Source organism: Kribbella sp. NPDC104740 (assembly GCF_055583505.1).
The window spans coordinates 62,133-85,103 of the sequence record NZ_JBVJNV010000001.1; the positions used below are offsets into that span (position 1 = coordinate 62,133).

At 70.1% G+C, this 22,971-nt stretch carries 22 protein-coding genes and 1 tRNA gene; 8 read left to right on the top strand and 15 right to left on the bottom strand.

The features are described 5' to 3' along the window. Positions 1 to 11: 11 nt before the first annotated feature. Positions 12 to 1,211 (top strand): Cmx/CmrA family chloramphenicol efflux MFS transporter, encoded by a 1,200-nt coding sequence (locus tag ACZ6Z4_RS00320; RefSeq protein ID WP_465556565.1) that lies wholly within the window; start codon positions 12 to 14, stop codon positions 1,209 to 1,211. On the opposite strand, the gene dinB is transcribed toward ACZ6Z4_RS00320, so the two are convergent. Next, positions 1,186 to 2,376 carry a DNA polymerase IV gene (dinB, locus tag ACZ6Z4_RS00325; protein WP_465556567.1) on the bottom strand — a complete coding sequence of 397 codons (1,191 nt, stop codon included), beginning with the start codon at positions 2,374 to 2,376 and terminating at the stop codon, positions 1,186 to 1,188. The genes ACZ6Z4_RS00320 and dinB overlap by 26 nt on opposite strands. A gap of 174 nt (positions 2,377 to 2,550) precedes the next feature. On the opposite strand from dinB, the gene ACZ6Z4_RS00330 reads away from it, so the two are divergent. Next, positions 2,551 to 3,756: an MFS transporter gene (locus ACZ6Z4_RS00330; protein ID WP_465556568.1), complete on the top strand. Its 1,206-nt coding sequence runs from the start codon at positions 2,551 to 2,553 to the stop codon at positions 3,754 to 3,756. 229 nt (positions 3,757 to 3,985) lie between these two features. Here ACZ6Z4_RS00330 and ACZ6Z4_RS00335 read toward each other — a convergent pair whose 3' ends face one another. Further along, entirely contained in the window at positions 3,986 to 4,318 is a 333-nt protein-coding gene (locus ACZ6Z4_RS00335) for an ArsR/SmtB family transcription factor (protein ID WP_465556569.1), read from the bottom strand. Between the two features lie 270 nt (positions 4,319 to 4,588). Here ACZ6Z4_RS00335 and ACZ6Z4_RS00340 point away from each other — a divergent pair, with 270 nt between their 5' ends. Together ACZ6Z4_RS00340 and ACZ6Z4_RS00345 are read left to right on the top strand one after the other, a co-directional pair. Then, entirely contained in the window at positions 4,589 to 5,857 is a 1,269-nt protein-coding gene (locus ACZ6Z4_RS00340) for an aspartate kinase (RefSeq protein WP_465556570.1), read from the top strand. Continuing rightward, entirely contained in the window at positions 5,854 to 6,954 is a 1,101-nt protein-coding gene (locus ACZ6Z4_RS00345; RefSeq protein WP_465556571.1) for an aspartate-semialdehyde dehydrogenase, read from the top strand. The genes ACZ6Z4_RS00340 and ACZ6Z4_RS00345 overlap by 4 nt, the downstream gene beginning before the upstream one ends. 88 nt (positions 6,955 to 7,042) lie before the next feature. Here the strand turns inward: ACZ6Z4_RS00345 and ACZ6Z4_RS00350 are convergent, their stop codons facing one another. Continuing rightward, positions 7,043 to 8,035, bottom strand: coding sequence for a helix-turn-helix domain-containing protein (locus ACZ6Z4_RS00350; protein WP_363675690.1), 993 nt, complete (start codon positions 8,033 to 8,035; stop codon positions 7,043 to 7,045). A 397-nt stretch (positions 8,036 to 8,432) separates the two neighbouring features. On the opposite strand from ACZ6Z4_RS00350, the gene ACZ6Z4_RS00355 reads away from it, so the two are divergent. Then, on the top strand, positions 8,433 to 9,605 hold the full coding sequence (locus tag ACZ6Z4_RS00355; protein WP_465556574.1) for a trypsin-like serine protease: 1,173 nt from the start codon (positions 8,433 to 8,435) through the stop codon (positions 9,603 to 9,605). A gap of 60 nt (positions 9,606 to 9,665) precedes the next feature. On the opposite strand, the gene ACZ6Z4_RS00360 is transcribed toward ACZ6Z4_RS00355, so the two are convergent. From ACZ6Z4_RS00360 to ACZ6Z4_RS00370, 3 genes are all read right to left on the bottom strand, one after another. Further along, entirely contained in the window at positions 9,666 to 11,606 is a 1,941-nt protein-coding gene (locus ACZ6Z4_RS00360; RefSeq protein ID WP_465556576.1) for a CocE/NonD family hydrolase, read from the bottom strand. Positions 11,607 to 11,767: 161 nt separating this feature from the next. Beyond that, positions 11,768 to 12,643, bottom strand: coding sequence for an NAD(+)/NADH kinase (locus ACZ6Z4_RS00365; RefSeq protein ID WP_465556578.1), 876 nt, complete (start codon positions 12,641 to 12,643; stop codon positions 11,768 to 11,770). Next, positions 12,640 to 13,635, bottom strand: coding sequence for an SPFH domain-containing protein (locus tag ACZ6Z4_RS00370; RefSeq protein WP_465556580.1), 996 nt, complete (start codon positions 13,633 to 13,635; stop codon positions 12,640 to 12,642). Before ACZ6Z4_RS00370 ends, ACZ6Z4_RS00365 begins: the two co-directional genes overlap by 4 nt. A 103-nt stretch (positions 13,636 to 13,738) precedes the next feature. On the opposite strand from ACZ6Z4_RS00370, the gene ACZ6Z4_RS00375 reads away from it, so the two are divergent. Continuing rightward, positions 13,739 to 14,422 (top strand): NUDIX hydrolase, encoded by a 684-nt coding sequence (locus ACZ6Z4_RS00375; protein ID WP_465556582.1) that lies wholly within the window; start codon positions 13,739 to 13,741, stop codon positions 14,420 to 14,422. Positions 14,423 to 14,493: 71 nt separating this feature from the next. Here the strand turns inward: ACZ6Z4_RS00375 and ACZ6Z4_RS00380 are convergent, their stop codons facing one another. After that, positions 14,494 to 15,378: a carbohydrate kinase family protein gene (locus tag ACZ6Z4_RS00380; protein ID WP_465556584.1), complete on the bottom strand. Its 885-nt coding sequence runs from the start codon at positions 15,376 to 15,378 to the stop codon at positions 14,494 to 14,496. Positions 15,379 to 15,479: 101 nt separating this feature from the next. Between ACZ6Z4_RS00380 and ACZ6Z4_RS00385 the strand changes: the two genes are divergently transcribed. After that, positions 15,480 to 16,136 carry an SDR family NAD(P)-dependent oxidoreductase gene (locus tag ACZ6Z4_RS00385; protein WP_465556586.1) on the top strand — a complete coding sequence of 219 codons (657 nt, stop codon included), beginning with the start codon at positions 15,480 to 15,482 and terminating at the stop codon, positions 16,134 to 16,136. A 10-nt stretch (positions 16,137 to 16,146) separates the two neighbouring features. Then, entirely contained in the window at positions 16,147 to 17,424 is a 1,278-nt protein-coding gene (locus ACZ6Z4_RS00390) for an alpha/beta hydrolase family protein (RefSeq protein WP_465556588.1), read from the top strand. Here ACZ6Z4_RS00390 and ACZ6Z4_RS00395 read toward each other — a convergent pair. From ACZ6Z4_RS00395 to ACZ6Z4_RS00430, 8 genes are all read right to left on the bottom strand, one after another. Continuing rightward, entirely contained in the window at positions 17,414 to 18,043 is a 630-nt protein-coding gene (locus ACZ6Z4_RS00395) for a CoA transferase subunit B (RefSeq protein ID WP_465556590.1), read from the bottom strand. The genes ACZ6Z4_RS00390 and ACZ6Z4_RS00395 overlap by 11 nt on opposite strands. Positions 18,044 to 18,046: 3 nt before the next feature. Further along, positions 18,047 to 18,835 carry a CoA transferase subunit A gene (locus tag ACZ6Z4_RS00400; protein ID WP_465556592.1) on the bottom strand — a complete coding sequence of 263 codons (789 nt, stop codon included), beginning with the start codon at positions 18,833 to 18,835 and terminating at the stop codon, positions 18,047 to 18,049. A 153-nt stretch (positions 18,836 to 18,988) separates the two neighbouring features. After that, entirely contained in the window at positions 18,989 to 20,023 is a 1,035-nt protein-coding gene (locus tag ACZ6Z4_RS00405; RefSeq protein ID WP_465556594.1) for a hypothetical protein, read from the bottom strand. Between the two features lie 37 nt (positions 20,024 to 20,060). Next, positions 20,061 to 20,759, bottom strand: coding sequence for a carbohydrate-binding family 9-like protein (locus ACZ6Z4_RS00410; RefSeq protein WP_465556596.1), 699 nt, complete (start codon positions 20,757 to 20,759; stop codon positions 20,061 to 20,063). After that, positions 20,752 to 21,177 (bottom strand): hypothetical protein, encoded by a 426-nt coding sequence (locus tag ACZ6Z4_RS00415; RefSeq protein WP_465556598.1) that lies wholly within the window; start codon positions 21,175 to 21,177, stop codon positions 20,752 to 20,754. Before ACZ6Z4_RS00415 ends, ACZ6Z4_RS00410 begins: the two co-directional genes overlap by 8 nt. A gap of 17 nt (positions 21,178 to 21,194) precedes the next feature. Continuing rightward, positions 21,195 to 21,833 (bottom strand): lipoyl(octanoyl) transferase LipB, encoded by a 639-nt coding sequence (gene lipB, locus ACZ6Z4_RS00420; protein WP_465556599.1) that lies wholly within the window; start codon positions 21,831 to 21,833, stop codon positions 21,195 to 21,197. Between the two features lie 69 nt (positions 21,834 to 21,902). Then, positions 21,903 to 21,976 (bottom strand) — tRNA-Pro (locus ACZ6Z4_RS00425). A 46-nt stretch (positions 21,977 to 22,022) separates the two neighbouring features. Beyond that, on the bottom strand, positions 22,023 to 22,958 hold the full coding sequence (locus ACZ6Z4_RS00430; RefSeq protein WP_465556602.1) for a metallophosphoesterase: 936 nt from the start codon (positions 22,956 to 22,958) through the stop codon (positions 22,023 to 22,025). Positions 22,959 to 22,971: the final 13 nt, after the last annotated feature.

Genomic DNA, 22,971 nt, shown 5'->3' on the forward strand with positions numbered 1-22,971 from the left:
GGGGATTTTCGATGCCGCCTGCCATTTTCGTGCTGGCCCTTGCCATCTTCGCGCAGGGGACCTCCGAGCTGATGCTCGCCGGGCTGCTGCCCGAGCTGTCCACCGACCTCGGCGTCTCGATCCCGAGCGCCGGCCTGCTGATCTCCGCGTTCGCGATCGGCATGCTCGTCGGAGCGCCGCTGCTCGCGGTGGCGACGCTGCGCTGGTCACGGCGTACGGCGTTGCTCAGCTTCCTCACCGTGTTCGTGCTCGCGCACGTGGCCGGCGCGCTGACGCCGAACTACGAGATCCTGCTGGTCACCCGCGTCGTCGGAGCCTTCGTGTACGCCGGGTTCTGGGCCGTCGCCTCGGTCACGGTCGTCGGGCTGGTGCCCGCCGACCGGCGTGGCCGGGCGATGAGCATCCTGGTCGGCGGGCTGACGGTGGCGACCATTCTCGGCCTGCCGCTGGGGACGGTGGTCGGCCAGCATCTCGGGTGGCGCGCGGCCTTCTGGGGAGTCGCGGCGATGTCCGCGGTCGCGATGGTCGGCGTGGTGGCGACGGTCCCGGGCGGTCGGGCGACGGACAGCGTCCCGCGGATGAAGGATGAGCTCCGGGCGATGGGCAACGGGAAGCTGTGGCTCGCCTACGCGACGACGGCGTTGTCGGTCGGTGCGCTGCTGGTGATCTTCAGCTACCTCGCGCCGCTGCTGGTCGAGGTGACCGGGCTGACCGACGAGTGGGTGCCGGGCGTGCTCGCGCTGTACGGCGTGGGAGCGTTGGTGGGCATCACGATCGGTGGACGGAACGCCGATCGGCGCCCGTTCGGCACGCTCGTCGCCGGTCTCGCGGGTGTGGTCGTGCTGTCGGTCGTCCTGGCGATCTGGACCGCGCAGCCGGTCGTCGCGGTGGCCGCGATCACGCTGCTCGGGACGGCGGGGTTCGCGACCAACCCGGCGGTGAACACGCGGGTGTTCAGCCTGGCCGGGGACGCGCCGACGCTGGCCGCCGCGGTGAACATCTCGGCGTTCAACGTCGGGATCACGGTGGCGCCGTGGGTCGGTGGGCTGGCGCTCGAGGCTGGTGCCGGGTACTCGGTGCTGGGGTGGATCGGGGCCGGGTTCGGCGTGCTGGCGCTGGTGACGGTCGGGGTCGCGGTGGCGGGGACGCGGCGGGACGGCGTACGGGAGTCGGATCGGGGCGAGGTCAGTCGGGCAGCATCGGGACGGTGAGGCCCTGGTCGCGGCCGAGCAGGATGCCGCGGGTGATCGCGTTGGTGCCGAACCGGTCCTTGACGTGGTCGAGGGCGCTGTCCAGCTCGTCGTTGCTGGCTTTGTCGAACGGCAGCGCCAACTGCTGGGCCGCTTCGTTCTCGAGGTTGCCGACCGCGATGCCGACCAGGGTGACGCCCTGCTTCTCGATCAGCGGCGTCGCCTCGGCCAGCAGCGCGCGGGCGGTGACCAGCAGGGTGCGCGTGTGATCGGTTGCCTGAGGCAACGTGTGGGAGCGGGTCGCGCGGGTGAAGTCGTCGAAGCGCAGCCGGAGCGTGACGGTCCGGCCGGATCGGCCCGCCGAGCGCATCCGGCGGGTGACGCGGTCGACCAGGCCGGCCAGGATCGCGTCCAGGGTCTCGGCCGACTTCGGTGAGCGGCCGAGGGCGCGCTGCGAACCGATCGACCGGCGGCGCTTGCCGACCTCGATCGGGCGCGGGTCGCGGTTGTGGGCGAGGGCGTGCAGGTGCCGGCCGGAGGCGCGGCCGAGCATCGCGATCAGCGCGGCCTCGGGCAGCATCGCGACGTCGCCGACCTTGCTGATCCCGCGCGACCGGAGCTTCTCGGCGGTGACCTCGCCGACGCCCCACAGGCGCTCGACGGCGAGTGGGTGCAGGAAGGCGAGCTCCTGGTCGGGCGGGACCTCGAGCAGGCCGTCGGGTTTCGCGACGCCGCTGGCGACCTTCGCGAGGAACTTGGTCCGGGCGACGCCGACGGTGATCGGCAGGCCGACCTTCGCGAGCACGTCGGCCCGGAGCCGGCGGGCGATGTCGACCGGCGTACCGGAGATCCGGCGCAGGCCGGCGACGTCCAGGAACGCCTCGTCGATCGACAGGCCCTCGACCAGCGGCGTGGTGTCCTCGAACACCTTGAAGACCGCCTTGCTGGCCTCGGAGTACGCCGACATCCGCGGCTGCACGACGATCGCCTGCGGGCAGCGGCGCATCGCCTGACTGCCACTCATCGCCGTCCGGACGCCGAGTGCTTTCGCCTCGTAGCTGCAGGCGAGCACGACGCCGGCGCCGACGATCACCGGGCGGCCGCGCAGGCGCGGGTCGTCCCGCTGCTCGACCGACGCGTAGAACGCGTCGAGGTCGGCATGCAGGATGCTGGCGGTTTGGGACACGAACACATGTTCGCATACACTCAACGTGACAGCCAGGGCGCGTCTCCCAACTCCCGCCTACTGCGCGGCACTCGGCGCGGCGGGAGTTGGGAGACACGCCCTAGGACGGGTTTTGTTCCGGATAGGGAGAAATCCTGAGGCGGGGGGTCGGAGTGACAGGACAGAATGCGGGCTATGGACCTGTCGGCGTACCGTGCGCTCTGGAGAACTCGTGGGGTGGCCTCGCTGCTGGCCTCGGCGCTGGTGGCGCGGCTGCCGGTGATGGCCTCCGCGGTGCCGATGTCGTTCCTGGCCAAGGACGCGGCCGGCAGCTTCGGCTGGGCCGGCGTCGTCGCGGGCGCCTACTCGATCGGTACGGCGCTGGGCGGGCCGATCTGGTCGCGGCTGGCCGACCGCCGGGGCGGCAAGTGGGTGGTGATCGGGACCGGGATGGCGTGGAGCCTGGCGATGATCGTGCTCGCCCTGCTGCCGAACGAGTGGTACCGGCTGATGCCGGCGGTGTCCGCGCTGGCCGGGGCGTTCGTGTCGCCGATCACCGCGACGCTGCGGGCCGCCTGGCCGCGGCTGGTGCAGGGGTCGCGGCTGCGCGCGGTGTACGCGCTGGACGCGACCGCGCAGGAGGTGCTGTTCGCGATCGGGCCGATGCTCGGGGCGCTGGTGGTGAGCTTCGTGAACCCGCGGGCCGGGGTGCTGTCGGCCGCGGCGGTCGCGCTGGTCTCGGTGTGGTGGTACGGCGTACAGCAGCAGCCGGCGATGCGGCACGACGAGACGGTCCGGCGGCTGACGGCGCCGCAGCTGCTGTGGCATCGGCATCGATTGCCGCTGATCTTGGCGTTCGCGTTCTGCGTGACGGCGTTCGCGTCGGTGTCGCTGGGGATCGTCGCGTTCGCCGACGACCACGGGGACCGGTTGATCGCCGGGGTGCTGGAGACGGTGTGGGCCGTTGGCAGCCTGCTCGGTGGAATAGTCGTCGGGACGCTGCCGGGTCGGCGGAACTCGTTCGTCTGGCGGCGGTGCCTGCTGGTGTCGGTCGGGATGCTCGCCTGCGTGTTCGCGACCTGGTCGCCGGTGTCGCTCGCCGTCGCGCTGCTGCTGTCGGGCTGCGTGCTGGCGCCGACCGTCGGCGCGCTGTACGAGCGGCTGGGGGCGATGACGCCTGACTCGGTGCGTACGGAGATCTTCGGCTGGATGGGCAGCGGCGCGATGGTCGGCGGTGCGCTGGGATCGGCGCTGGCCGGGTTGGTGGTCGAGACGTTCGGGGTGCGTTACGTGTGGCTGATGGCGGCTGTGCTGACGTTGATGGCGACGCTGTCGCTGCTGCACATCCCGCCGCACCGGCCGGCCGATGAGGTCACCGTGGAAGAGGTCGCGGTCGCCTGAGGTTCGAAGACGCCCCCGGGTGCCCCTTGCCCGACTTGCTCACTCGCCGCCCCCGCTCGCCGACCCTGCTCACTCGCCGCCCCCGCTCGCCGACCCCGCTCACTCGCCGACCCTGCTCACTCGCCGACCCTGCTCACTCGCCGACCTTGCCCGCTCGCGGACCCTGCTCCCTTGCCTGACCTGCTCAGGTGCAGAGTGGCGCGCCGGTGTCGTCCTCTCGCGGCGCTCCTCAGTCTTCAGACTGAGCGCGGCGGCCTCGGCGGAGTTCTGTGTCGAGGGCGTCCAGGCGGTTGGTCCAGAACTTGCGGTAGCGGTCGAGCCAGGCGTCGATCTCGCGCAGCGGGTCGGTGTCGACGGCGTACAGGCGGCGGGTGCCGTCGACGGTGACGGTGGCGAAGCCGTTGTCGCGGAGCACGCGCAGATGCTGGGAGACGGCCGGCTGGCTGATCCCGAACTCGCTGCCGATGGTGGCGGCGATCTGCCCGGCCGGCAGCTGGCCGTCGGCGAGCAGCTCCAGGATCCGGCGCCGGACCGGGTCCCCGAGGATGTCGAAAGCGTGCATCTGCCCAGTATTTCAGTCATGACTTATATGAACAAGTGCTCCCCTTCCCGGAAGGTCTCCGGCGCCGGCCGACCGCGGCCCGCGTTCCTGCGCGCCGCGCCGCCGGCCGCCGAACGGGTCGCCCAGGTCCTGGTCAGGCAGGAGACAACGAAGCGGTCACGGCTAGAATGAGACCGTAGAACACGCCTGATGCAGCCCAATGACGTACAGCACGGCGTAACCGCAACCAGTGTGTGCTGCTGGGGAACCGAGCTTTGAGGAGACACAGCTGTGGGACGCGTCGTGCACAAGTACGGCGGTTCTTCGGTCGCTGACGCCGATTGCATCAAGCGTGTGGCCCAACGGATCGTCGCGACGAAGAAGGCCGGGAACGACGTGGTGGTGGTCATCTCCGCCATGGGTGACACCACCGACGAACTGATGGACCTGGCCCAGCAGGTCTCACCACTGCCGCCACCGCGCGAGCTCGACATGCTGCTCACCTCCGGTGAGCGGATCTCGGCCGCGCTGCTGGCGATGGCGATCGCGAACCTGGGCTACGAGGCGCGGTCGTTCACCGGTTCGCAGGCCGGTGTGATCACCACGTCCGCGCACGGCAACGCCCGGATCATCGACATCACGCCGAGCCGGATCGAGGACGCCCTCGCCGAGGGGCACGTCGCGATCGTGGCCGGCTTCCAGGGCGTCGCGCAGGACACCAAGGACATCACCACGATGGGCCGTGGCGCCTCCGACACGACCGCGGTCGCCCTGGCCGCCGCGCTCGAGGCGGACTACTGCGAGATCTACACCGACGTGGACGGCATCTACACCGCGGACCCGCGGATCGTGCCGGCCGCGCGGCAGATCCCGAAGATCTCCTACGAGGAGATGCTCGAGATGGCTGCCTGCGGTGCGAAGGTCCTGCACCTGCGCTGCGTGGAGTACGCGCGGCGCTACAACGTCCCCGTCCACGTGCGCTCCTCCTTCTCCCAGAAGGAAGGCACCTGGGTCGTCGATGCGAAGGATATTGAGAACATGGAACAGGCGATCATCTCCGGCGTGGCCCAGGACACCAAGGAGGCCAAGATCACGGTGGTCGGCGTGCCCGACAAGCCGGGTGAGGCGGCCCGGATCTTCGAGACCGTCGCCAACGCCGAGACCAACATCGACATGATCGTGCAGAACGTGTCGGCGGTCGCCACCAACCGGACCGACATCTCCTTCACGCTGCCGCGCGCCGACGGCTCCCGGGCGATGTCCGCGCTGGCCCGGATGAAGGACGAGGTCGGCTACGAGCAGCTGCTGTACGACGACCAGATCGGCAAGGTCTCGGTGATCGGCGTCGGGATGCGCTCGCACCCAGGTGTTTCGGCGAAGTTCTTCTCCGCGCTGGCCGACGCCGGCGTGAACATCGAGATGATCTCGACCTCGGAGATCCGCATCTCCGTGGTGGTGGACGAGAACCTGGTGGACGCCGCCGTGACCGCGGCGCACACCGCATTCGACCTCGACGACGAGCACACCCAAGCCGTCGTCTACGGAGGAACAGGACGGTGACCCCGGTGAACGCTGCGGACTCCACGATCGACGAGCGGGCGGGCCTGCCCACGCTGGCGGTGGTCGGTGCGACCGGCGCCGTCGGCACGGTGATGCTCACCCTGCTCTCCACCCGGCAGAACGTCTGGGGGGAGATCCGGCTGATCGCGTCCGAGCGTTCCGCGGGCAAACGGCTGAAGGTGCGCGGCGAGGAGGTCGAGGTGGTCGCGATCTCCGAGGCCGCCTTCGAGGGCGTCGACGTCGCGATGTTCGACGTACCGGACGAGATCTCCGCGCAGTGGGCGCCGATCGCGGCCGCCAAGGGCGCCGTCGTCGTGGACAACTCCGGTGCGTTCCGGATGGACCCCGAGGTGCCGCTGGTGGTGCCCGAGGTGAACGCCGAGGCCGCGCGCAACCGGCCGAAGGGGATCATCTCCAACCCGAACTGCACGACGCTGTCGATGATCGTCGCGATGGGCGCGCTGCACCACCGCTACGAGCTGGAGCAGCTCGTCGTCGCGTCGTACCAGGCCGCGTCGGGCGCCGGGCAGGAAGGTATCGACGCGCTGTACGACCAGCTGATGAAGGTCGCCGGGAACCGTGAGCTCGGGACGACGCCGGGCGACGTCCGCCGGGTGATCGGCAACGCGCTCGGTCCGTTCCCGGCGCCGCTGGTGATGAACGTGGTGCCGTGGGCCGGCTCGCTCAAGGAGGACGGCTGGTCGTCCGAGGAGCTGAAGGTCCGCAACGAGTCCCGCAAGATCCTCAACCTGCCCGACCTGAAGGTCTCCGCGACCTGCGTCCGGGTGCCGGTGATCACGACCCACTCGCTGTCGGTGCACGCCCGCTTCGGCCGCGAGGTCGACGTCGACGAGGCCCGCGAGGTCCTCCGCGACGCCCCCGGCGTGATCCTCTTCGACAACCCGGCCGAGGGCGAGTTCCCCACCCCCGCCGACGTCGTGGGCACCGACCCCACCTGGGTCGGCCGCATCCGCAAGTCCCTCGACGACCCGCAGGCCCTCGAGCTCTTCGTCTGCGGCGACAACCTCCGCAAGGGCGCGGCGCTCAACACCGCGCAGATCGCCGAGGTCGTCGCCAAGGAGTTCGCGACCGCCTGAGTTTCAAGGGGTCCCTGGACACGACAACGGGGCCTTGAACAGGAAATAGCCTGTTCAAGGCCCCGTTGTGCTGTCCGAGGCCCCTTGTCTACAACCAGTTCTCGCGCGCTGCGTGCAGGGCGAGTTGGAAGCGGGTGCTCGCGCCGGTGCGGTTCATCAGGCGTTCGAGGTAGCGGAAGAACGTGCGGCGGCTGATGCCCAGCGTGCGGGCGATGGTGTCGTCGGCGGCGCCGGTCGCCAGCAGGGCGAGGAGGCGGCGTTCGATGGGTTCCAGGCGGTCGTCCTCGGCGCCGACGGACGCGTGCAGCGGCAGCGCGTTGCGCCAGCAGAGTTCGAACATGCCGATCAGGGCGGTGAGCAGGCTGCTCGGGCGGATGATCAGGAGGGACCGGTTCACGTCGGTGTCGCGCACCGACATCGACACGAACGCGATCGAGCCGTCGATGATCGTCAGCTTCGCCGGTACGTCGGGCAACACTCGGGCCTGCTCGCCGGCTTCGACGCAGGGGAGGATGTTCTCGGTCAGGTAGCCGGGCACCTCGACGGACTCCGGCGAGTAGACGATCCGGTAGGTGACGCCCCGGTTCAGCTGCTCGATCTCCATCTGGTTCGGGCCCGCGCCCAGGTAGTACGGCGGGGAGTCGATGGCCAGGATCTCGCGCTGCGCGCTGCCCTTGATCTGGTTGATCCGCTCGACGATCGCCGTGCCGGTGACGACCTCGATCAGGTGCGTGGTCGACTCGTTGTGCACCGTACGGCGGAACTCGTCGTACGCGTTCAGGACCTCGATCCGGGCCTGCTTCAGCTCGGACTCGCGGCGCAGGGTGAGCGCCTCCAGCCCGGCGTCGGGAGGCACCGGCAGGAACCGCGAGTGGTCCGACCCGGACCGGCGCGCCAGCCCGGCCTGGACCAGGCCGCCGAGCACGTCGTCGATCCCGGCCGCGCGGCCGGCGACGGCCCCGTCCAGCTCACCGATCGACGAGGGGCCGGCCCGGAGCAGGTGCTGGTAGACCAGGATCTCGTCGTCGTTGAGCCCGAGCACCCGCAGGTGCTCGGCACGCTCCGTGTCGGTCGAGCTCATCGCTGTCCCCTCCCTCCCGAGCGCGGTCACCGTGGGCTACCGCCACTCCAGGGTAGAACGACCCGCAAGATCCGGATCGCACTGTCCGTGTTCTGACCACTGCACTGAGCGATATTTGTTGTCCTGTCAGCATTCTTGTGCCGTGTCACCATCTGGCCACCATTTCCGCGCAGTTGTGAGCGAGAATTGAGGTCCAGCAGCCCGGCGACGGACCACCTGAGCGCCGCCGGGCTGCTGTTCCAATTCTGGCCTGAGTTCGCGGCCGCGGCAGCGTAGCCCGTTTCGGTTGGGTCTCGATCCCGGCGCATCGGTGCCCTCGCACTCCCGTGCCATCACCGGCTGTGCCGGAGGGTGTACAAACTGTGCAACCGAGGCAGTTTTCGAGGAGGCACCGCCCATGCTTCTGACCAAGTTCCTTCGATCCGCCGTACTGAGCGCGATGACCGCCGCCCTGGTCATCGTGCCCGCCCACTCGGCGAGCGCCGCGCCCACCACCGCCCACGGTGAGCCCGGCCCCCGAGTCGTCGGTGGAACCCGCGCACTGCAAGGCGAGTTTCCGTGGATGGTGAGGCTGTCCATGGGATGTGGTGGAGCGATGTACACCAATCAGCTCGTGCTGACCGCCGCGCACTGCGTGGGTTCCACCGGCAACAACACCTCGGTCACCGCGACCGTCGGTGTGGTCGACCTGCAGGACACGTCGGCGACGAAGGTGAAGTCGACGTACATCCACCGCTCGCCCACCTACGGCACCAGCACCGGCGGTGACTGGGCGCTGATCAAGCTGGCGACGCCGATCACCGGCGTCGCGACGCTGCCGATCACCACCAGTACGACGTACGACACCGGCACCTTCACGGTGGCCGGCTGGGGTGCGGCCAGCGAGGGCGGCGCGCAGCAGCGCTACCTGCTGAAGGCCAACGTCCCGTACGTCGACGACGTGTCGTGCCGCGACGCCGGCGACTACTACAGCGACCTGATCTTCCCGGCCGAGCTGTGTGCCGGTCAGCTCGCGACCGGTGGCGTCGACACCTGCCAAGGTGACTCCGGCGGGCCGATGTTCCGCCGCGACAACGCCGGCGCCTGGATCCAGGTCGGCATCGTCAGCCACGGCGACGGTTGTGCCCGGCCGAGTGCGCCGGGCGTCTACACACAGGTGAGCACGTTCGCGTCGGCGATCGCCGCCGCGGCCGCTCAGCTCGGCGGCGGCGGACCGAGCCCAACCTGCGGGCCGTTCACCAACAACACCGACGTGAACATCCCGGACGCCGGCGCGGCCGTCACCAGCTCGGCGACGGCGACCGGTTGCACCGGAAACACCTCGTCGGCGCAGGTCGCGGTCAACATCGTCCACACCTACCGCGGCGACCTGGTGATCGACCTGATCGCGCCCGACGGTACGTCGTACCGGCTGAAGAACTCGAGCAGCAGCGACTCGGCCGACAACGTCAACACGACGTACACCGCGACCGTCAGCAACGAGACTCGCAACGGCACCTGGAAGCTCCAGGTCCGCGACGTGGCCCGCGCTGACACCGGCTACATCAACTCCTGGTCGATCAGCTCCTGACACCAGCACCACAAAGCCCCCGGCCTGAATCCAGGCCGGGGGCTTCGTGTTGTCACCGGATCAGCGGCTGGCGTCGACGAACTGACGCATCAGCTCGACCGGGTCGTGGCTGGGCTCCGGCTGGGCCAGCGAGTCGGCCGGGATCCGGGACTGCGGGGTGTCCGCGGTCGTCAGGTCCGGTGCGCTGGTCAGCGGGAGGGTGAGCGAGGACTTCGCCGGGTCGAGGGTGACGGTCGCACCGGTGAAGGGAACGGACGGGTTGTCGGGCTCGACGGTGAGCACCAGGCCGAGGCGGTGACCGGCGGCGAAGACGACGTCGTCGGCGTTCAGCTCGAAGCTCAGGTCGTACCACTTGCCGGACTGCAGGGACTCCTTGCGGTTCAGTGACTTGTAGTGGCCGATGTCGGCCAGGGTGCGGACCGCGACCGACGCGTCGGAGACGGCGGTGTTGATCTGCGTCTTGGCGTAGCAACCGGTGTCGAGGGTGTTGCCGTCACCCCAGCAGACGCTGGTGTTCGGGACGTTGGTGACGTCGCGGTAGCGGGTCGCCGTCCCGTAGTCCACCAGTCGCGCTTTGATGCCTGCGGCAACCTTGTTGACCTTGACCCGGACGGTGACCTTGCCGGTCCCGGACATCCGGACCGACTGCTCCAGGTCGTTGCTGAGGAACACCGCGCGGTCCGGCCGCTGCGTGGTCGGGTCCAGTACGACGGAGTCGACGGACTCCGCGCTGGTCCCGGTGAAGCTGACCGGGTCCGACGAGGCGGCCGCGATCGACAGCCCACCGGTCTTGGCGTTCAGCGGCTTGCTCAGGTTCAGCTTCGTGGTCTTGACCCCGGCCGCCGGCCAGCGGGCCTCGTCGACGAACGAGCCGTCCTCGCGCTGCACGGTCGCCTGCGGCGTCTTCATCACGTCGTTCTTCAGGCCCTGCAGCCAGTAGTCGAACCACGGGTGCAGCTTGTCGACCCACTCGTCGCGGAAGCTGAAGCCGTCCAGGTGCACGCCCTGGTGCAGGAAGATCTTGCGCGGCACGCCCCGCTTGGCCAGCTCGTCCCACCACTCGCCGAAGTGCCGGGTCTTCACGTTCTCGTCGCCGAGCCCGTGCACGACGTACACGCTGGCCTTGACCTTGCTCGCGTCGAGCCGGTAGTTCCGTGGGTCCCAGAACTTGCTGTACGAACCGGTGCGGGTGTCGGAGTCCTGCTCGATCTCGCCGGTCAGCTCCTCGCAGCGCGGCGACGCGTCGTTGCTCACGTAGTCGTGCAGGAAGCCCATGTACTCGTCGTAGAACGGTACGCCGAAGCCGCGGGTGTAGTCGTACCAGGACGAGATCGCCGCGATCGGGACGATCGTCTCCAGCCCGCGAACGCCGGTGCTCGCGACCGAGTTCGCGATCGTGCCGTTCCAGGAGACGCCGATCATCCCGGCCTTGCCGGTCGACCAGTCCGCCTTGGCCTTGGCGCCGTCCGGGGTCTGGCCGGGGACGCGGTTGTTCAGCCAGTCGATGACCGCCTTGGTGCCGAGCACCTCGTAGTCCGCGCCGACGTCGCTGCAGCCGGTCGAGCGGAAGGTGCCCGGCATGTCGACGAAGGCCACGGCGTACCCGCGCGGGACGAAGTAGTTGTCGAGCCAGCTCCCGTACACCTGCCGGGTGCCGGCGGCGTCGAAGTAGTTCTTCGGGTCACCCGCGTAGTACGGCGACGCCTGGATGATCACCGGGACGTCGATCCCGGCCTGGGCGGCCTCACCGGGCCGGATGATGTCGACGGTGACCTGGTCCTTGACGCCGTTCGCGTCGGCGTCGACGTTCGGTACGTCGACCTGGACCCGTTCGTGGATCGCGTTGTCGTAGTCGTACGCCGCGACCGTCTGCGTCCCCTGGACGAACGGTTTGGCCGGCGGACCGGCGGTCGCGGACAGCGACGCGATCGGCGCCAGTGCCGCGGTCGCCAGCAGGGCCACTCCAGTCCGGAAGGCCGTGCTCGATCGAGATCTGCGCATGCAAGTAGCTCCCCTGTGGGCGGTGGGTGGAGCACCACGGCCCTCCCTCGACAGGGCCGTTGTGGTGAACGCACCTTATGCGCGATCTGACACCGCTGTCAGCACGGAACTCACCCGGACGGTCACCATCCGTGGAGATCACGGGAAATACTTCGATCCGGTCAGTGGACCAGGCGCAGCCGGGTGTCGGCGACGGTGATGTCGAGGCGCTGGCCCCAGGTGATGGTCAGAGCGTCGGCCTCGATGCCGTCGCCGAAGACGACCAGGTCGGCCTCGGCGGTGACGGTGAGGTGGTCGCGGGCGGTCAGGACGCCTTCGGTGTACGACGTACCGGTGGCCGGCGACGGCCAGGCCTCGCGGACGAACCAGCACAGCGCCGGGTCGAGCGGGCCGGGCAGTGCGAGCCGGCTGTGGCGTTCCTGCCAGGCTGAGCGGCACCACCCCGTGGATCCTGTTCCGGTGCCGACCAGCAGGCCGGAGGACGACTGGCGTTCCTCCAGTCCTTCGGGCGAGGCGAGGCGGTAGCGGGCGGACTGGTGGGTCCGGTGGCCGACGTACACCTCGTTGAGTGACAGCAGGCGCTGGCCGTCGTCGGTCCCGGCGACGACCATCGTGCGTTCCTCGACGTGCTGGGTGCGCAGGAGATCGGCGGCCGCCTCCGGCTCGTGCGGGACCAGTACGCCGGGGTTGCGCGCGGGCTCGGGGTTGATCCCGATCACCGGCTGCCCGTCGAGGTACTTCGCGACGTTCGCCACCAGCCCGTCCTGCCCGACCGCCACCACCACGTCCTCCGGGCCGAAGACGAACCGATCGAGATCGGCCCGCTCGACCACGGCCCGCCGCCAGTCGAGCGGGACGGCGCTCGACACGGCGGCGAGGGCCTTCTGCTGCGCTTCGTGCCGCTCGTCCAGCTCGGCCAGGTCCCGCCCGCGGGTCTGCAGGAAGAACCCGGCCTGCTGCCTCGTGCCGTGCCGAGCTACCAGCTCATTGAGTTCGGTGGCTCGGTGCACGAGTACTGCGCGAGGTGGGAGGCTCATGCCTGGTCACCAGTCAGCTTGCTGAGCAGCGGGGTGATCAGATCCGGCGTCAGGTTCAGCGTGCCGATCTCCGGCAGGGCGCCCTGCTTGATCGCCAGCGCCAGGATCGTCGCCTGGTCCATCTCGGCGTACGCGTCGAGCAACGCCTTCTCCGCGGCGGCTTCGGCCGCACCGATCACGCGCTTGGCGTCGGCCTCGGCCTGGCTGAGGGCTCGCTTGCGCGACGCCGCCGCCTCGGTCTCGATCCGGCCGGCGGCCGCGGCCTCGGTCGCGCGCTGACGCTCGTTCTGACCCTTCTGCGTGACCAGTTGCTCCTCCCGCCGCGCCAGCTCGATCTGGTTCTGCAGCTCGTTCTCCGCGATCGACCGCTCCCGCTCGACCGCCATCGCGCGCCGCTCGTACGTGGCCTTGTCGGCCGCCTGCTGCACCATCTCGCGGGTCGGCGTCTGCAACGCCCGCTCCACGTCGTTCTCCGCCCGTACGGCGACCACCCGCACGTCCTCGACGCGGATGCCGAGCCCGCTCAGCCGCTGGTCCTCGCGCAACCCCGTGCTCACCGCGAGCCGCAGCGACGCCATCCCCTCGGACAGCGCCTGGGTCAGCGACATCCGCGCCAGCAGGTCGAGCGCGGTCTGCTGCGCGAGCTCGGTCAGCAGCCCGCCGAGCTGCTCCAGCGGCGTCGCCCGCCAGCGCCCGGTGTCCGGGTCGATCCCGAAGTCGAGCCGGGTCGCGGCGAGCGCCGGGTCGGTGACGCGGTAGGTGACGGTCGCCTGGACGACGACGTCCTGGAAGTCGACGGTCCGCCCGTGGAACAGCAGCGGCTGCTCGCGGTCGTCGACCGGGACCTCGCTCAGCGACGAGTTCAGCGCCCGGAACCAGAACGCCTGCCCGGCGCCGTCGTGCACCAGCTTCCCGTTCCGCAGGTGCCGGACGTGGGTGGTCGGGTTGGCCCGCAGGTGACTGATGAAACGGAACCGCGTGATGTCTGCCATCGCTGTGCTCTCCTCACGGCCGGTCGCTCCGGCCTCGTTGTCGTCAGTTTGACGATAAGGGGTCGGATCGCTTTTCGTCAAGGTGACGATTAAGGTGGCCGGTATGGACTTCGAGCCGATGGGTGTGGCGACCGACCTGGTGATCCTCACCGTCCAGGCCGGGTCGTTCGAGGTGCTGCTGATCCGGCGGGGGATCCCGCCGCACAAGGGGCGGTGGGCGCTGCCGGGCGGGTTCGTGCGGGAGGGTGAGGGGCTGGAGGCGGCGGCGCGGCGGGAGCTGGCGGAGGAGACCGGTGTGGGTTCTGAACGTATTCACTTGGAGCAAGTGGCAACGTACGGCGAACCCGGACGGGACCCTCGTGGACGAGTAGTGAGCGTTGCTTACCTGGCACTTGTCCCCGACCTACCCACCCCGGTCGCCGGATCGGACGCCGCCTCGGCCTCCTGGATCCCCGTCGCCGACGTCCTCGCCGACCCCGGCCGGCTCGCGTTCGACCACCACCGGATCCTCACCGACGCCGTCGAGCGGGCCCGCGCGAAGCTCGAGTACTCGCCGCTCGCGACCGCGTTCTGCGCCGACGAGTTCACCGTCTCCGAGCTGCGCGGCGTCTACGAGGCGGTCTGGGGCGTCCCGCTCGATCCGCGGAACTTCCACCGCAAGGCGACCCGCACCGAAGGCTTCGTCGAACCGCTCGGCGCGACGACGACCCGGGACGGCGGTCGCCCCGCGCAGCTGTTCCGCCGCGGGCCGGCGGTCACGCTGCATCCACCGCTGACCCGGGGTTAGGGCGTGTCGCCCGGCTGCGCGACGCCGACCGGATCTACCGGCGCCCGGCGGGGCGGCGCGGTGCACAGGGCCTACCGGTTGAGCAGCATCAGTTGCTCGGCGGTGATCAGGTCCGTGTGCGTCCCGGGCGAACCACAGGCCCACGCACCCGCAATCGCGCCCGCCGTCGCGGCTTCGTAGTACGAGCGACCGTCCAGCCAGGTGGTCAGGAACGCGGCGACGTAGGCGTCGCCGGCGCCGTTGGTGTCGACGACCGGGCGACCCGCGAGCTTGACCGCGGGCACGTGGACCGGCGGCTCGCCGCGCACGTGCAGATAGCTGCCGTCCGCGCCGGCCATCGCGACCACGACCTGCGCGCGGCCGCAGGTGAAGATCCAGTCGACCGCCTTGTCGCGCAGCGCGCTGGTCGACACGAACACGACGTCCGCGCACTGGGCGAAGTCGCGGTGGTACTCGTTGTCGCCGTCCCAGTCGTGCAGGTCGGTCGACAACGTGCGGCCGGCCGCCAGTACGTCGGGCAGCGCGCGCCGCGCGAAGTCCATGATCGAGACGTGCACGTGCCGCGAGTGCTCGATCCAGCCGCGCCACAGCCGGGGGTCGACGCGCATGCCGGCGGGATGGCGTCCGTCGTACAGGGAAGTGCGGAGGCCGTCGGGGGCGACCAGGTTGACGCTGCGCCGCGTCCCGCTCGGGTGGACGGCCCAGGTCAGCGGCAGCCCGAGCTCCTCGTACGCCGAACGGATCCGCCGGCCCTCCGCGTCGTCACCGAGCACGTCGGCGAGGCCGGCCTCGAGCCCGAGCCGGTGGCAGCCGAGCGCGACGCCGTGGCCGGTGTGGCCGACGTACGACTCGACCGGTTCGACGTGGATCGTCTCCCAATCGGCCAGCGGAAGCCCCGGGACGCGGACGACCGTGTCGATCCCCACCCCACCGATCACGAACACGTCGAGCCCCATGCGTCCATCCTCACCGAGCCGGGCAAACGACAGAAGATCACCGGCGGGAACCTTGCACCAGAGTTGACCTCGAGAGCCCTTGAAGTGATCTCCTGGCCGGTGTGAAACACGTGCTGATCACCGGCGCCGGCCGGGACACCGGACGCCTGCTCGCCCTCGCCTTCGCCGCTTCGGGCGCGCACGTCGTCGCTGCCGTCCGTACGGCGGCCGCGGCCGAGGAGACGGTCGCGCTGATCCACGCCGCCGGGGGATCGGCGCGCGCCGCCGTACTGGATCTGTCGTCGCCGGAGTCGATCGCGGCGTTGCAGCTCGAGCGGCTCGACGTCCTGGTGAACAGTGGCGCGCGCTACCTGGACGGCGACGCGTCGCCGGCCGACATCGCGGACACGATCGGCGGGGCCGCGACCGGGACGGTGCTGCTCACCGAGCGCGTGCTGCCGCTGCTCCGGCAATCGCCAGCCGCCGACGTGGTGAACCTGATCTCCGCCGCGGGGGAGCCCGGTCAGCATCGCTCGGGCGCGCATCCAGCCTTCTACGCGGCCAAGCACGCGCAGGCGGGCTACGCCGAGATCCTTTCCGCTCGCCTGCGCCCGGAGGGCATCCGGGTCATCTCCCTCTTCCCGCCTGACTTCACCCAAGCGGGCTCCCGCGAGGAGGGCTCGCCCCTCACCGCCCAGTCGGTCGTCGACTGCATCCTCTTCGCGGTCAACCAGCCGCGCGACTGCTTCATCCGGAGCTTCCACTTCGAGCAGCTCTGACTTTCGGCAGGTGCGCCGACTGGCGATCGGCAGCAGCCGGGCGTACGCCGAGGAGGACAAGCTCGGGCCCATGCTGACTCGACGCGTCCTCCTCGCCGGCACCGCCGCCCTGCTCGCCTCGCCGACCCTGCAGGCCTCGGCCTTCACCAGAAGGCACTCAGTACACCTTCGGTTTCCCCGACCTACCGGCCCCTTTCCGGTCGGCACCACTGAGATACATCTCGTCGACTACGGGCGAGACGATCCGTTCGTCCCAGGCCGTCCACGGGAGCTGATGATCAGCGTCTGGTACCCGGCGACTCGCCTCGCCGAGCGGGCGGCGTACCTTCCGCCGCTCACCGCGCAGGTGTACGCCGAGGGCGCGGCGGTCGCGCTCCAACAGCCCGTCGACGCCGTCGACTGGGCGGGCGCCCAGGTGCACGCCGGATTGTCGGCGCCGGTGAGCCGGGGGCGCCGACCGGTGGTGCTGTTCTCGCCGGGGTTCGGCGTACCGCGCGGGCTGGGCTCGATCATGGTCGCCGAGCTGGCGAGTCGGGGGTACGTCGTGGTGACGGTCGACCACACCTACGAAGCCGCCGCCGTCGAGTTCCCCGGTGGGCGGGTCGCCGTACAGACGCTGCCGGCTGAGCCCTACGCGCTGCTCGCGCGCGCGACGCGGGTGGCCGACGTACGGTACGTGCTTGATGCGCTGCAGCAGCTCGCGAACGGCAGGAACCCGGATGCCGACGGACGGCGGCTGCCGCACGGGCTGGGAGAGATCCTCGACCTGACCGGAGTCGGCGCGTACGGCCACTCGGCCGGCGGGATCACCGCGGCCGACGTGATGCTCGTCGACCGGCGCCTCCGAGCGGGGATCGACCTCGACGGCACCCTCGGCTACGGGTACGACGACCCCGCCGACTGCCCGGTCGTTGCCCAGGGCCTCGATCGCCCGTTCCTGCTCGTCGGTGCGGGCGGCACCGGGCCCGACGGCGGCCCGCAGACCCACCGCACCGATCCCTCCTGGCGCGGCTTCTGGGACAACTCGACCGGCTGGAAGCGCGACCTCAACGTCCCGCGTGGGCAGCACTACACGTTCATCGACCACCAAGCGCTGATCCCGCACTTCCAGCGCCACTTCGACGTCCCGCCCGAGCTGGTCGCGAACACCATCGGCACCGTCGACCCACGCCGGATCCTGCACACGCTGAACACCTACCTGCCGGCGTTCTTCGACCAGCACCTCCGGAACCGTCCGGGCGCCTGGCGAAACTCGCCGCGGCACCCGGACGTCCGGTTCATTGCTTGATCGGCGCGCCGGTCTTGTCCTGGAGCTCGTCGAAGGTGACGCCCTCGGCGAGCTCGACCAGCCGCAGGCCGTCGTCGGTCACGTCCAGTACGGCGAGGTCGGTGATGATCCGGTTGACCACCCCGCGACCGGTGTACGGCAGGTCGCACTCGGCGAGGATCTTGTGCGAGCCGTCCTTGGCGACGTGCTCCATCAGCACGATCACCTTCTTGGCGCCGTGCACCAGGTCCATCGCGCCGCCCATCCCCTTGACCATCGTGCCGGGGATCATCCAGTTGGCCAGGTCGCCGGTCGCCGAGACCTGCATCGCGCCCAGGATCGCGGCGTCGATCGCGCCGCCGCGGATCATCCCGAAGGACAGCGACGAGTCGAAGAAGCTTGCCCCCGGCAACGTCGTGACGGTCTCCTTGCCGGCGTTGATCAGGTCCGGGTCCTCGTCGCCCTCGACCGGGTAGGGGCCGACGCCGAGGATGCCGTTCTCGGACTGCAGCACCACGGTGACGCCGTCCGGGATGTAGTTCGGGACCATCGTCGGCAGGCCGATACCGAGGTTCACGTACGAGCCGTCCTCCAGCTCGGCGGCGGCGCGGGCGGCCATCTGCTCACGGGTCAGCGGCATGGCTCAGGCCTCCAGCTTCTCGCGCTGGGCGTCGTACGCCGCGCGCGGTTGCACGGTGCGCTTCTCGATCCGCTTCTCGATGTCCTTGCCGACGGCAACCACGCGCTGGACGTAGACGCCGGGCAGGTGGATCTCGTCGGGGTCCAGCTCGCCGGGCTGGACGAGCTCCTCGACCTGCGCGATCGTGATCCGGCCGGCCATCGCGGCCAGCGGGTTGAAGTTCCGCGCGCTGCGGTCGAAGACCAGGTTGCCGTGGGTGTCGCCCTTGAGCGCGTGCACCAGCCCGAAGTCGGTGGTGATCGACTCCTCCAGCACGTACGTCGTACCGCCGATCTCGCGGGTCTCCTTCGGCTCCGACGCCTTCGCGACCGAGCCGTCGGCGTTGTACTTCTGCGGCAGCCCACCGTCGGCGACCTGCGTGCCGACACCGGCCAGCGTGAAGAACGCGGCGATCCCGCACCCTCCGGCCCGCAGCTTCTCCGCGAGCGTCCCCTGCGGCGTCAGCTCGACCTCCAGCTCACCGGACAGGAACTGGCGGGCGAACTCCTTGTTCTCCCCGACGTACGACGAGGTCATCTTCGCGATCCGCTTGTCGGCGAGCAGGATCCCGAGCCCCCAGTCGTCGACCCCGCAGTTGTTGGACACGACACTGAGCCCGCTCACCCCCTTGCCGTGGATGGCGTCGATCAGCTGCATCGGGTTCCCGCACAGCCCGAACCCACCCACCGCGAGGCTCGCCCCGTCACCGATGTCGTCCACCGCGTCCCGCGGCGACCCGTACGTCTTGTCCATCCGCTGCTCCGTTGCAGTTCGAGGGCCCAGTCGCCTCGACTCTAACCAGCCGAACACCGAGGGGCGACCCCCACACCCTGTGGCCACCAACACAGCCGGTACGGCGGCATGTGGCGCGCCCACACACCACCCTGTGTGCGCGGTACATGGGTACTACGCCGTGGCCTCCGCGGCGCAGATCGCCTCCAGCTCGTGGGCTGCTTCCTCGCGAGCGTCGGGGAGCTCTTCCGGGCAGGTGGCCAGGAGCTCGGCCAGGTGCTCCCGGGCGCAGACCAGGTTGCCCGCGTGGCGGGCGGTGCGGGCCAGGCCTATCTGGGCGGCGGCGACCGCCTCCGCGTTGTCGGTGGTGGTGGCCAGTGACAGCGCCTCGGTGAAGTCGGCTCGGGCCTGGTCCAGGGCGGCGGTGCGGAGGTGGAGTTCGGCTCGTTCGCAGAGGAGGAGGCCGGCTTCCTCCTCCAGGCCCAGCTCGGATGCCAGGTCGACGGCCTCCGACGTGATGGGGAGGAGGTCCGTGGTGATCTGGCGGAGGCCGGTGAGCGCCAGGAACATCGCCCAGCGGTCCTCCAGCATGCGGAATCGGGCTAAAGCGATGCGGAGCGACTGCTCGGCTTCAGCAGGTGCGATGTCGACCAGGCCGGGGTAGCCCTTGATCAGCTCCACAGCAGCCCGGGTCCACGCGTCGCCGTCTCGTTCGTGCCTGGCCAGTACGTCGGCGACCACAGCGGTCGACTCGAACGGGCCGAAGACCAGCGCCCACAGCAGCACCGTCACCGGGTACTTGAACGGCCCGACACCATCCAGCACCACCTGCTGCGCCAGCTCCAGCTGCTCCTGCTCGGCCGACGATGCCCCGTGCAGCACTGTGAGCAGGTACTCCTCCTCCAGCCCAGCCGGCACCGTCCGCCCCAGCATCCCGAGCACGCGCTCAGCAGCAGCCGCCGCCTCGTCCTGCAGCCCCCGCGACCACCAGTAGCTCGACAGCCCGGCCACCAGCCGCAGCGCCATCCGCGGGTCGCTCTCACAGGCCCGCTCGATCGCAGCGACCACCTGGTCGCCCTCGGCCGCCGTACGCACGCCGGCCCGCGCATAGCTCGTTGCTGAGCGCAACGGATCGGGGTGCTCGACCAGGTCGATCAGGTACGACAGGTCCTCGTCGTACCCGCCGCCCCGGAACTCCACATCACTCATTGTCACCCCGGCGCCAAACCACCGGAGCACGGGGTCCTCAGAACTCCAGCACGCCCCAGTGCTCGGGCTTGTGCATGTCGACGGCCCACTGCGGCGACCAGACCCAGAAGTCCTGCTGCGAGCCCTTCCGGTAGCCGCCGTCGACCACCTCGTGCGACCACTCGACGCGCATCAGGTTCATCCGCCACTCGTCACCGGGCGCGGGCGGCGTCGCTCCGGTGTTGTACGCCGCCAGCTCGGCCCACGGGAACGCCGCCTCGACGGTCCAGCCGGCGTCGCTGTCGCTCGGGTCGTTCAGCGTGCCGTCGACGTGGATGGCGGTCCGCAGCCCGGGCAGGTTGGTCGGGTCGATCGCGACGCCGCCGTCGGCGTACGGCTTGGGCAGCGTCAGCTCCCAGATCGTCCCGAGCGGGTTGATCTCGAACTCGTAGTAGTTGTTCCGGTCGCCGTCCGGGTCGAGGAACAGCTCGAAGTTGTTCTCCTCGTACAGGAACGTGTTCTGCTCGGTCATCGTCGACCAGACGTGCGGCTCCTCGAGCTGGGCGCCGAGGTACAGGTACTGGTCGTCGTACAGCAGCTTCGCCCTGGTCCGGTACGCCGGGGCCGGCTGGTCGCCGCGGATGTCGACGAAGTCGCTGGTCCAGGCCGCCTCCGCCCAGGCCGGGTCGGTCAGCGTGCCGTCGAGCGACGGCGGGGTGGTGGTGCGGTGGGCCTTGTAGCGGGGCAGATCAGGCATCGGCGCGCTCCAGCAGTCCGGCGAGCAGGTGGGCGAGCAGGAAGGTAACCGCAGTCAGCACCGGGACGACCAGCAGGGTCCAGGTGCTGAACAGGTTGTCGGCCAGAAAGGCCAGTACGACGAGCAGCATGAACCCGACGCCGAGGAACGCGACGAGCTTCGGGTGCGGCATCGCGAGCCGGCTGAGCGCGGTCGCGCCGAGCACGATCGCGACGACGACGGTCAGCACCAGCAGCGGGAATCCCCAGGCGCCGCAGTTCGACGTGTCGCGGAACCGTTCGCAGCCGCGCTCGCTGAGCCAGACCGCGCCGATGGTGACGAACCCGGCCAGGATCCCGACGACGGGAAGGATCAGCAGCGGCGGCAGCGGAGGAGCAGTGAAACGATGAGTAGTCACCTCGTCCTCGTCCGCGTCCATGGCCGCAGGCTACTGCGTCAGGCCGCTCCGAGCGCGCTCGCCACCGCGTCGCGGACCTCGGCGTCGGTGGGCACGGCCCGGCCCTGCTCGGCGGCGAGCTCGGCCAGCGACACCATCGTGACGTCGTGCAACCCGCAGGTCGTGAACGTGTGAAAGACGTCCATCGCCGGGTCGACGTTGATCGAGAACCCGTGGCTGGTCACCCCGCGCCGGATCCGCATCCCGATCGAGCAGAGCTTGCGGTGGTCCTCGGTCCAGACGCCGACCAGGCTGCTCTCGCCGCGCGGCGTCTCCCGCCGTACCAGCGGGAAGCCGAGCTCGCCCAGAGCCGCGATCAACCCGGTCTCGACCCACCGGACGATGTCGACGGGCCCGCGCTGCTTCAGGTCGATCACCAGGTACCCGACGAGCTGCCCGGGACCGTGGTACGTCGCGAAGCCGCCGCGGTCGACGCCGACCGTCGGGATCCCCGCGGTCTCGGGCGGCAGGTCGGCCGGCGGGGTCCGCTGCCCGTAGGTGATGACCGGCGGATGACTCAGCAGGAACAACCGGTCCCCGGCGCTCCCGTCGGACCGTTCCGCGACCCAGGTCGCCATGTCCTTGGTCGCGATCTCGTACTCGACCTCACCGAGGTCAACCCGCTGCAACGCCGTCACCCGGCCACTGTAGATCGGCCCCGAAAATGACTGAGGGCGGTGACTCTCGCGAGTCACCGCCCTCTTCTGTCGGGCTGACAGGATTTGAACCTGCGACCTCGTCGTCCCGAACGACGCGCGCTACCAAACTGCGCCACAGCCCGAAGCCGGAGTCAGCTTACATGCGCACCGGGCTGGGACGAAATCGAGTTAGCCGGCGCCCTGAATCCGGGGCACCAAGGTGAGCAAAGTCGCCTCCGGACGGCACGCGAACCGCACCGGCGCGTACGGCGAAGTGCCCAGTCCGGCGCTCACGTGCAGCGCTGCCTGGCGCCCGTCGGACCCCCACGTGCTGAGGCCCTTGACCCGGGAGGTGTCGAGGTCGCAGTTGGTCACCAGGGCGCCGTACAGCGGGACCGCGAGCTGGCCGCCGTGGGTGTGCCCGGCCAGGATCAGCGGGTACCCGTCGCCGGTGAAGGAGTTCAGCACCCGCTGGTACGGCGCGTGCGTGACGCCGATCGACAGGTCGGCCGCGGGGTCGACCTCGCCGGCGACCTCGGCGTACCGGTCGCGCTTGATGTGCGGGTCGTCGGTGCCGGCGAAGTCCAGGCGCAGGCCGTTCACCTTGAGGGTGGTCTTCAGGTTGTTCAGGTCGGCCCAGCCGGCGTCGGTGAACGCGGCCCGCATCTCCTCGAACGGCAGGTCCGGCCCGTGCGGCTTGTGCTTCTGCTTGTTGGCCGGGAGCAAGTAGTTCGCCGGGTTCTTGAAGTGCGGCTTCCAGTAGTCGTTGGAGCCGAACACGAAGACGCCGGGCAGGTCGAGCAGTCCGCCGTACGCGCGCAGCAGCGGCAGCACCGAGTCGGGAGAGGAGATGTTGTCGCCGGTGGTGACCACCAGGTCGGGCTCGAGCTGGGCCAGCTCGTTGACCCAGCGGATCTTCTTCTCCTGGGAAGGCATCAGGTGCAGGTCGGACAGGTGCAGCACCTTCAGCGGGTCGGCGCCCGGCGGCAGCACCGGGACCGTGAACCGGCGCAGCGTGAACCAGCGCACCTCGATCGCCGCCGCGTACCCGACGCAGGCGGCGCCGACGGCACCGATCACGCCCGCGGCTTTCAGTGCCGTGATGGCCGGTCCCCGAAGACTCATTGCTCCAGCCTGC

Excerpts from the sequence above, each read along its gene's own strand:
- ACZ6Z4_RS00350 (WP_363675690.1), bottom strand. The coding sequence starts at position 8,035 with ATGAGCTCGACCGACACGGAGCGTGCCGAGCACCTGCGGGTGCTCGGG.
- ACZ6Z4_RS00430 (WP_465556602.1), bottom strand. The coding sequence starts at position 22,958 with ATGAGTCTTCGGGGACCGGCCATCACGGCACTGAAAGCCGCGGGCGTG.
- ACZ6Z4_RS00330 (WP_465556568.1), top strand. The coding sequence starts at position 2,551 with ATGGACCTGTCGGCGTACCGTGCGCTCTGGAGAACTCGTGGGGTGGCC.
- ACZ6Z4_RS00410 (WP_465556596.1), bottom strand. The coding sequence starts at position 20,759 with ATGCCTGATCTGCCCCGCTACAAGGCCCACCGCACCACCACCCCGCCG.
- ACZ6Z4_RS00375 (WP_465556582.1), top strand. The coding sequence starts at position 13,739 with ATGGACTTCGAGCCGATGGGTGTGGCGACCGACCTGGTGATCCTCACC.
- ACZ6Z4_RS00370 (WP_465556580.1), bottom strand. The coding sequence starts at position 13,635 with ATGGCAGACATCACGCGGTTCCGTTTCATCAGTCACCTGCGGGCCAAC.
- ACZ6Z4_RS00400 (WP_465556592.1), bottom strand. The coding sequence starts at position 18,835 with ATGGACAAGACGTACGGGTCGCCGCGGGACGCGGTGGACGACATCGGT.
- ACZ6Z4_RS00355 (WP_465556574.1), top strand. The coding sequence starts at position 8,433 with ATGCTTCTGACCAAGTTCCTTCGATCCGCCGTACTGAGCGCGATGACC.
- ACZ6Z4_RS00380 (WP_465556584.1), bottom strand. The coding sequence starts at position 15,378 with ATGGGGCTCGACGTGTTCGTGATCGGTGGGGTGGGGATCGACACGGTC.
- ACZ6Z4_RS00405 (WP_465556594.1), bottom strand. The coding sequence starts at position 20,023 with ATGAGTGATGTGGAGTTCCGGGGCGGCGGGTACGACGAGGACCTGTCG.
- ACZ6Z4_RS00320 (WP_465556565.1), top strand. The coding sequence starts at position 12 with ATGCCGCCTGCCATTTTCGTGCTGGCCCTTGCCATCTTCGCGCAGGGG.
- ACZ6Z4_RS00365 (WP_465556578.1), bottom strand. The coding sequence starts at position 12,643 with ATGAGCCTCCCACCTCGCGCAGTACTCGTGCACCGAGCCACCGAACTC.
- ACZ6Z4_RS00395 (WP_465556590.1), bottom strand. The coding sequence starts at position 18,043 with ATGCCGCTGACCCGTGAGCAGATGGCCGCCCGCGCCGCCGCCGAGCTG.
- ACZ6Z4_RS00415 (WP_465556598.1), bottom strand. The coding sequence starts at position 21,177 with ATGGACGCGGACGAGGACGAGGTGACTACTCATCGTTTCACTGCTCCT.
- ACZ6Z4_RS00360 (WP_465556576.1), bottom strand. The coding sequence starts at position 11,606 with ATGCGCAGATCTCGATCGAGCACGGCCTTCCGGACTGGAGTGGCCCTG.
- ACZ6Z4_RS00335 (WP_465556569.1), bottom strand. The coding sequence starts at position 4,318 with ATGCACGCTTTCGACATCCTCGGGGACCCGGTCCGGCGCCGGATCCTG.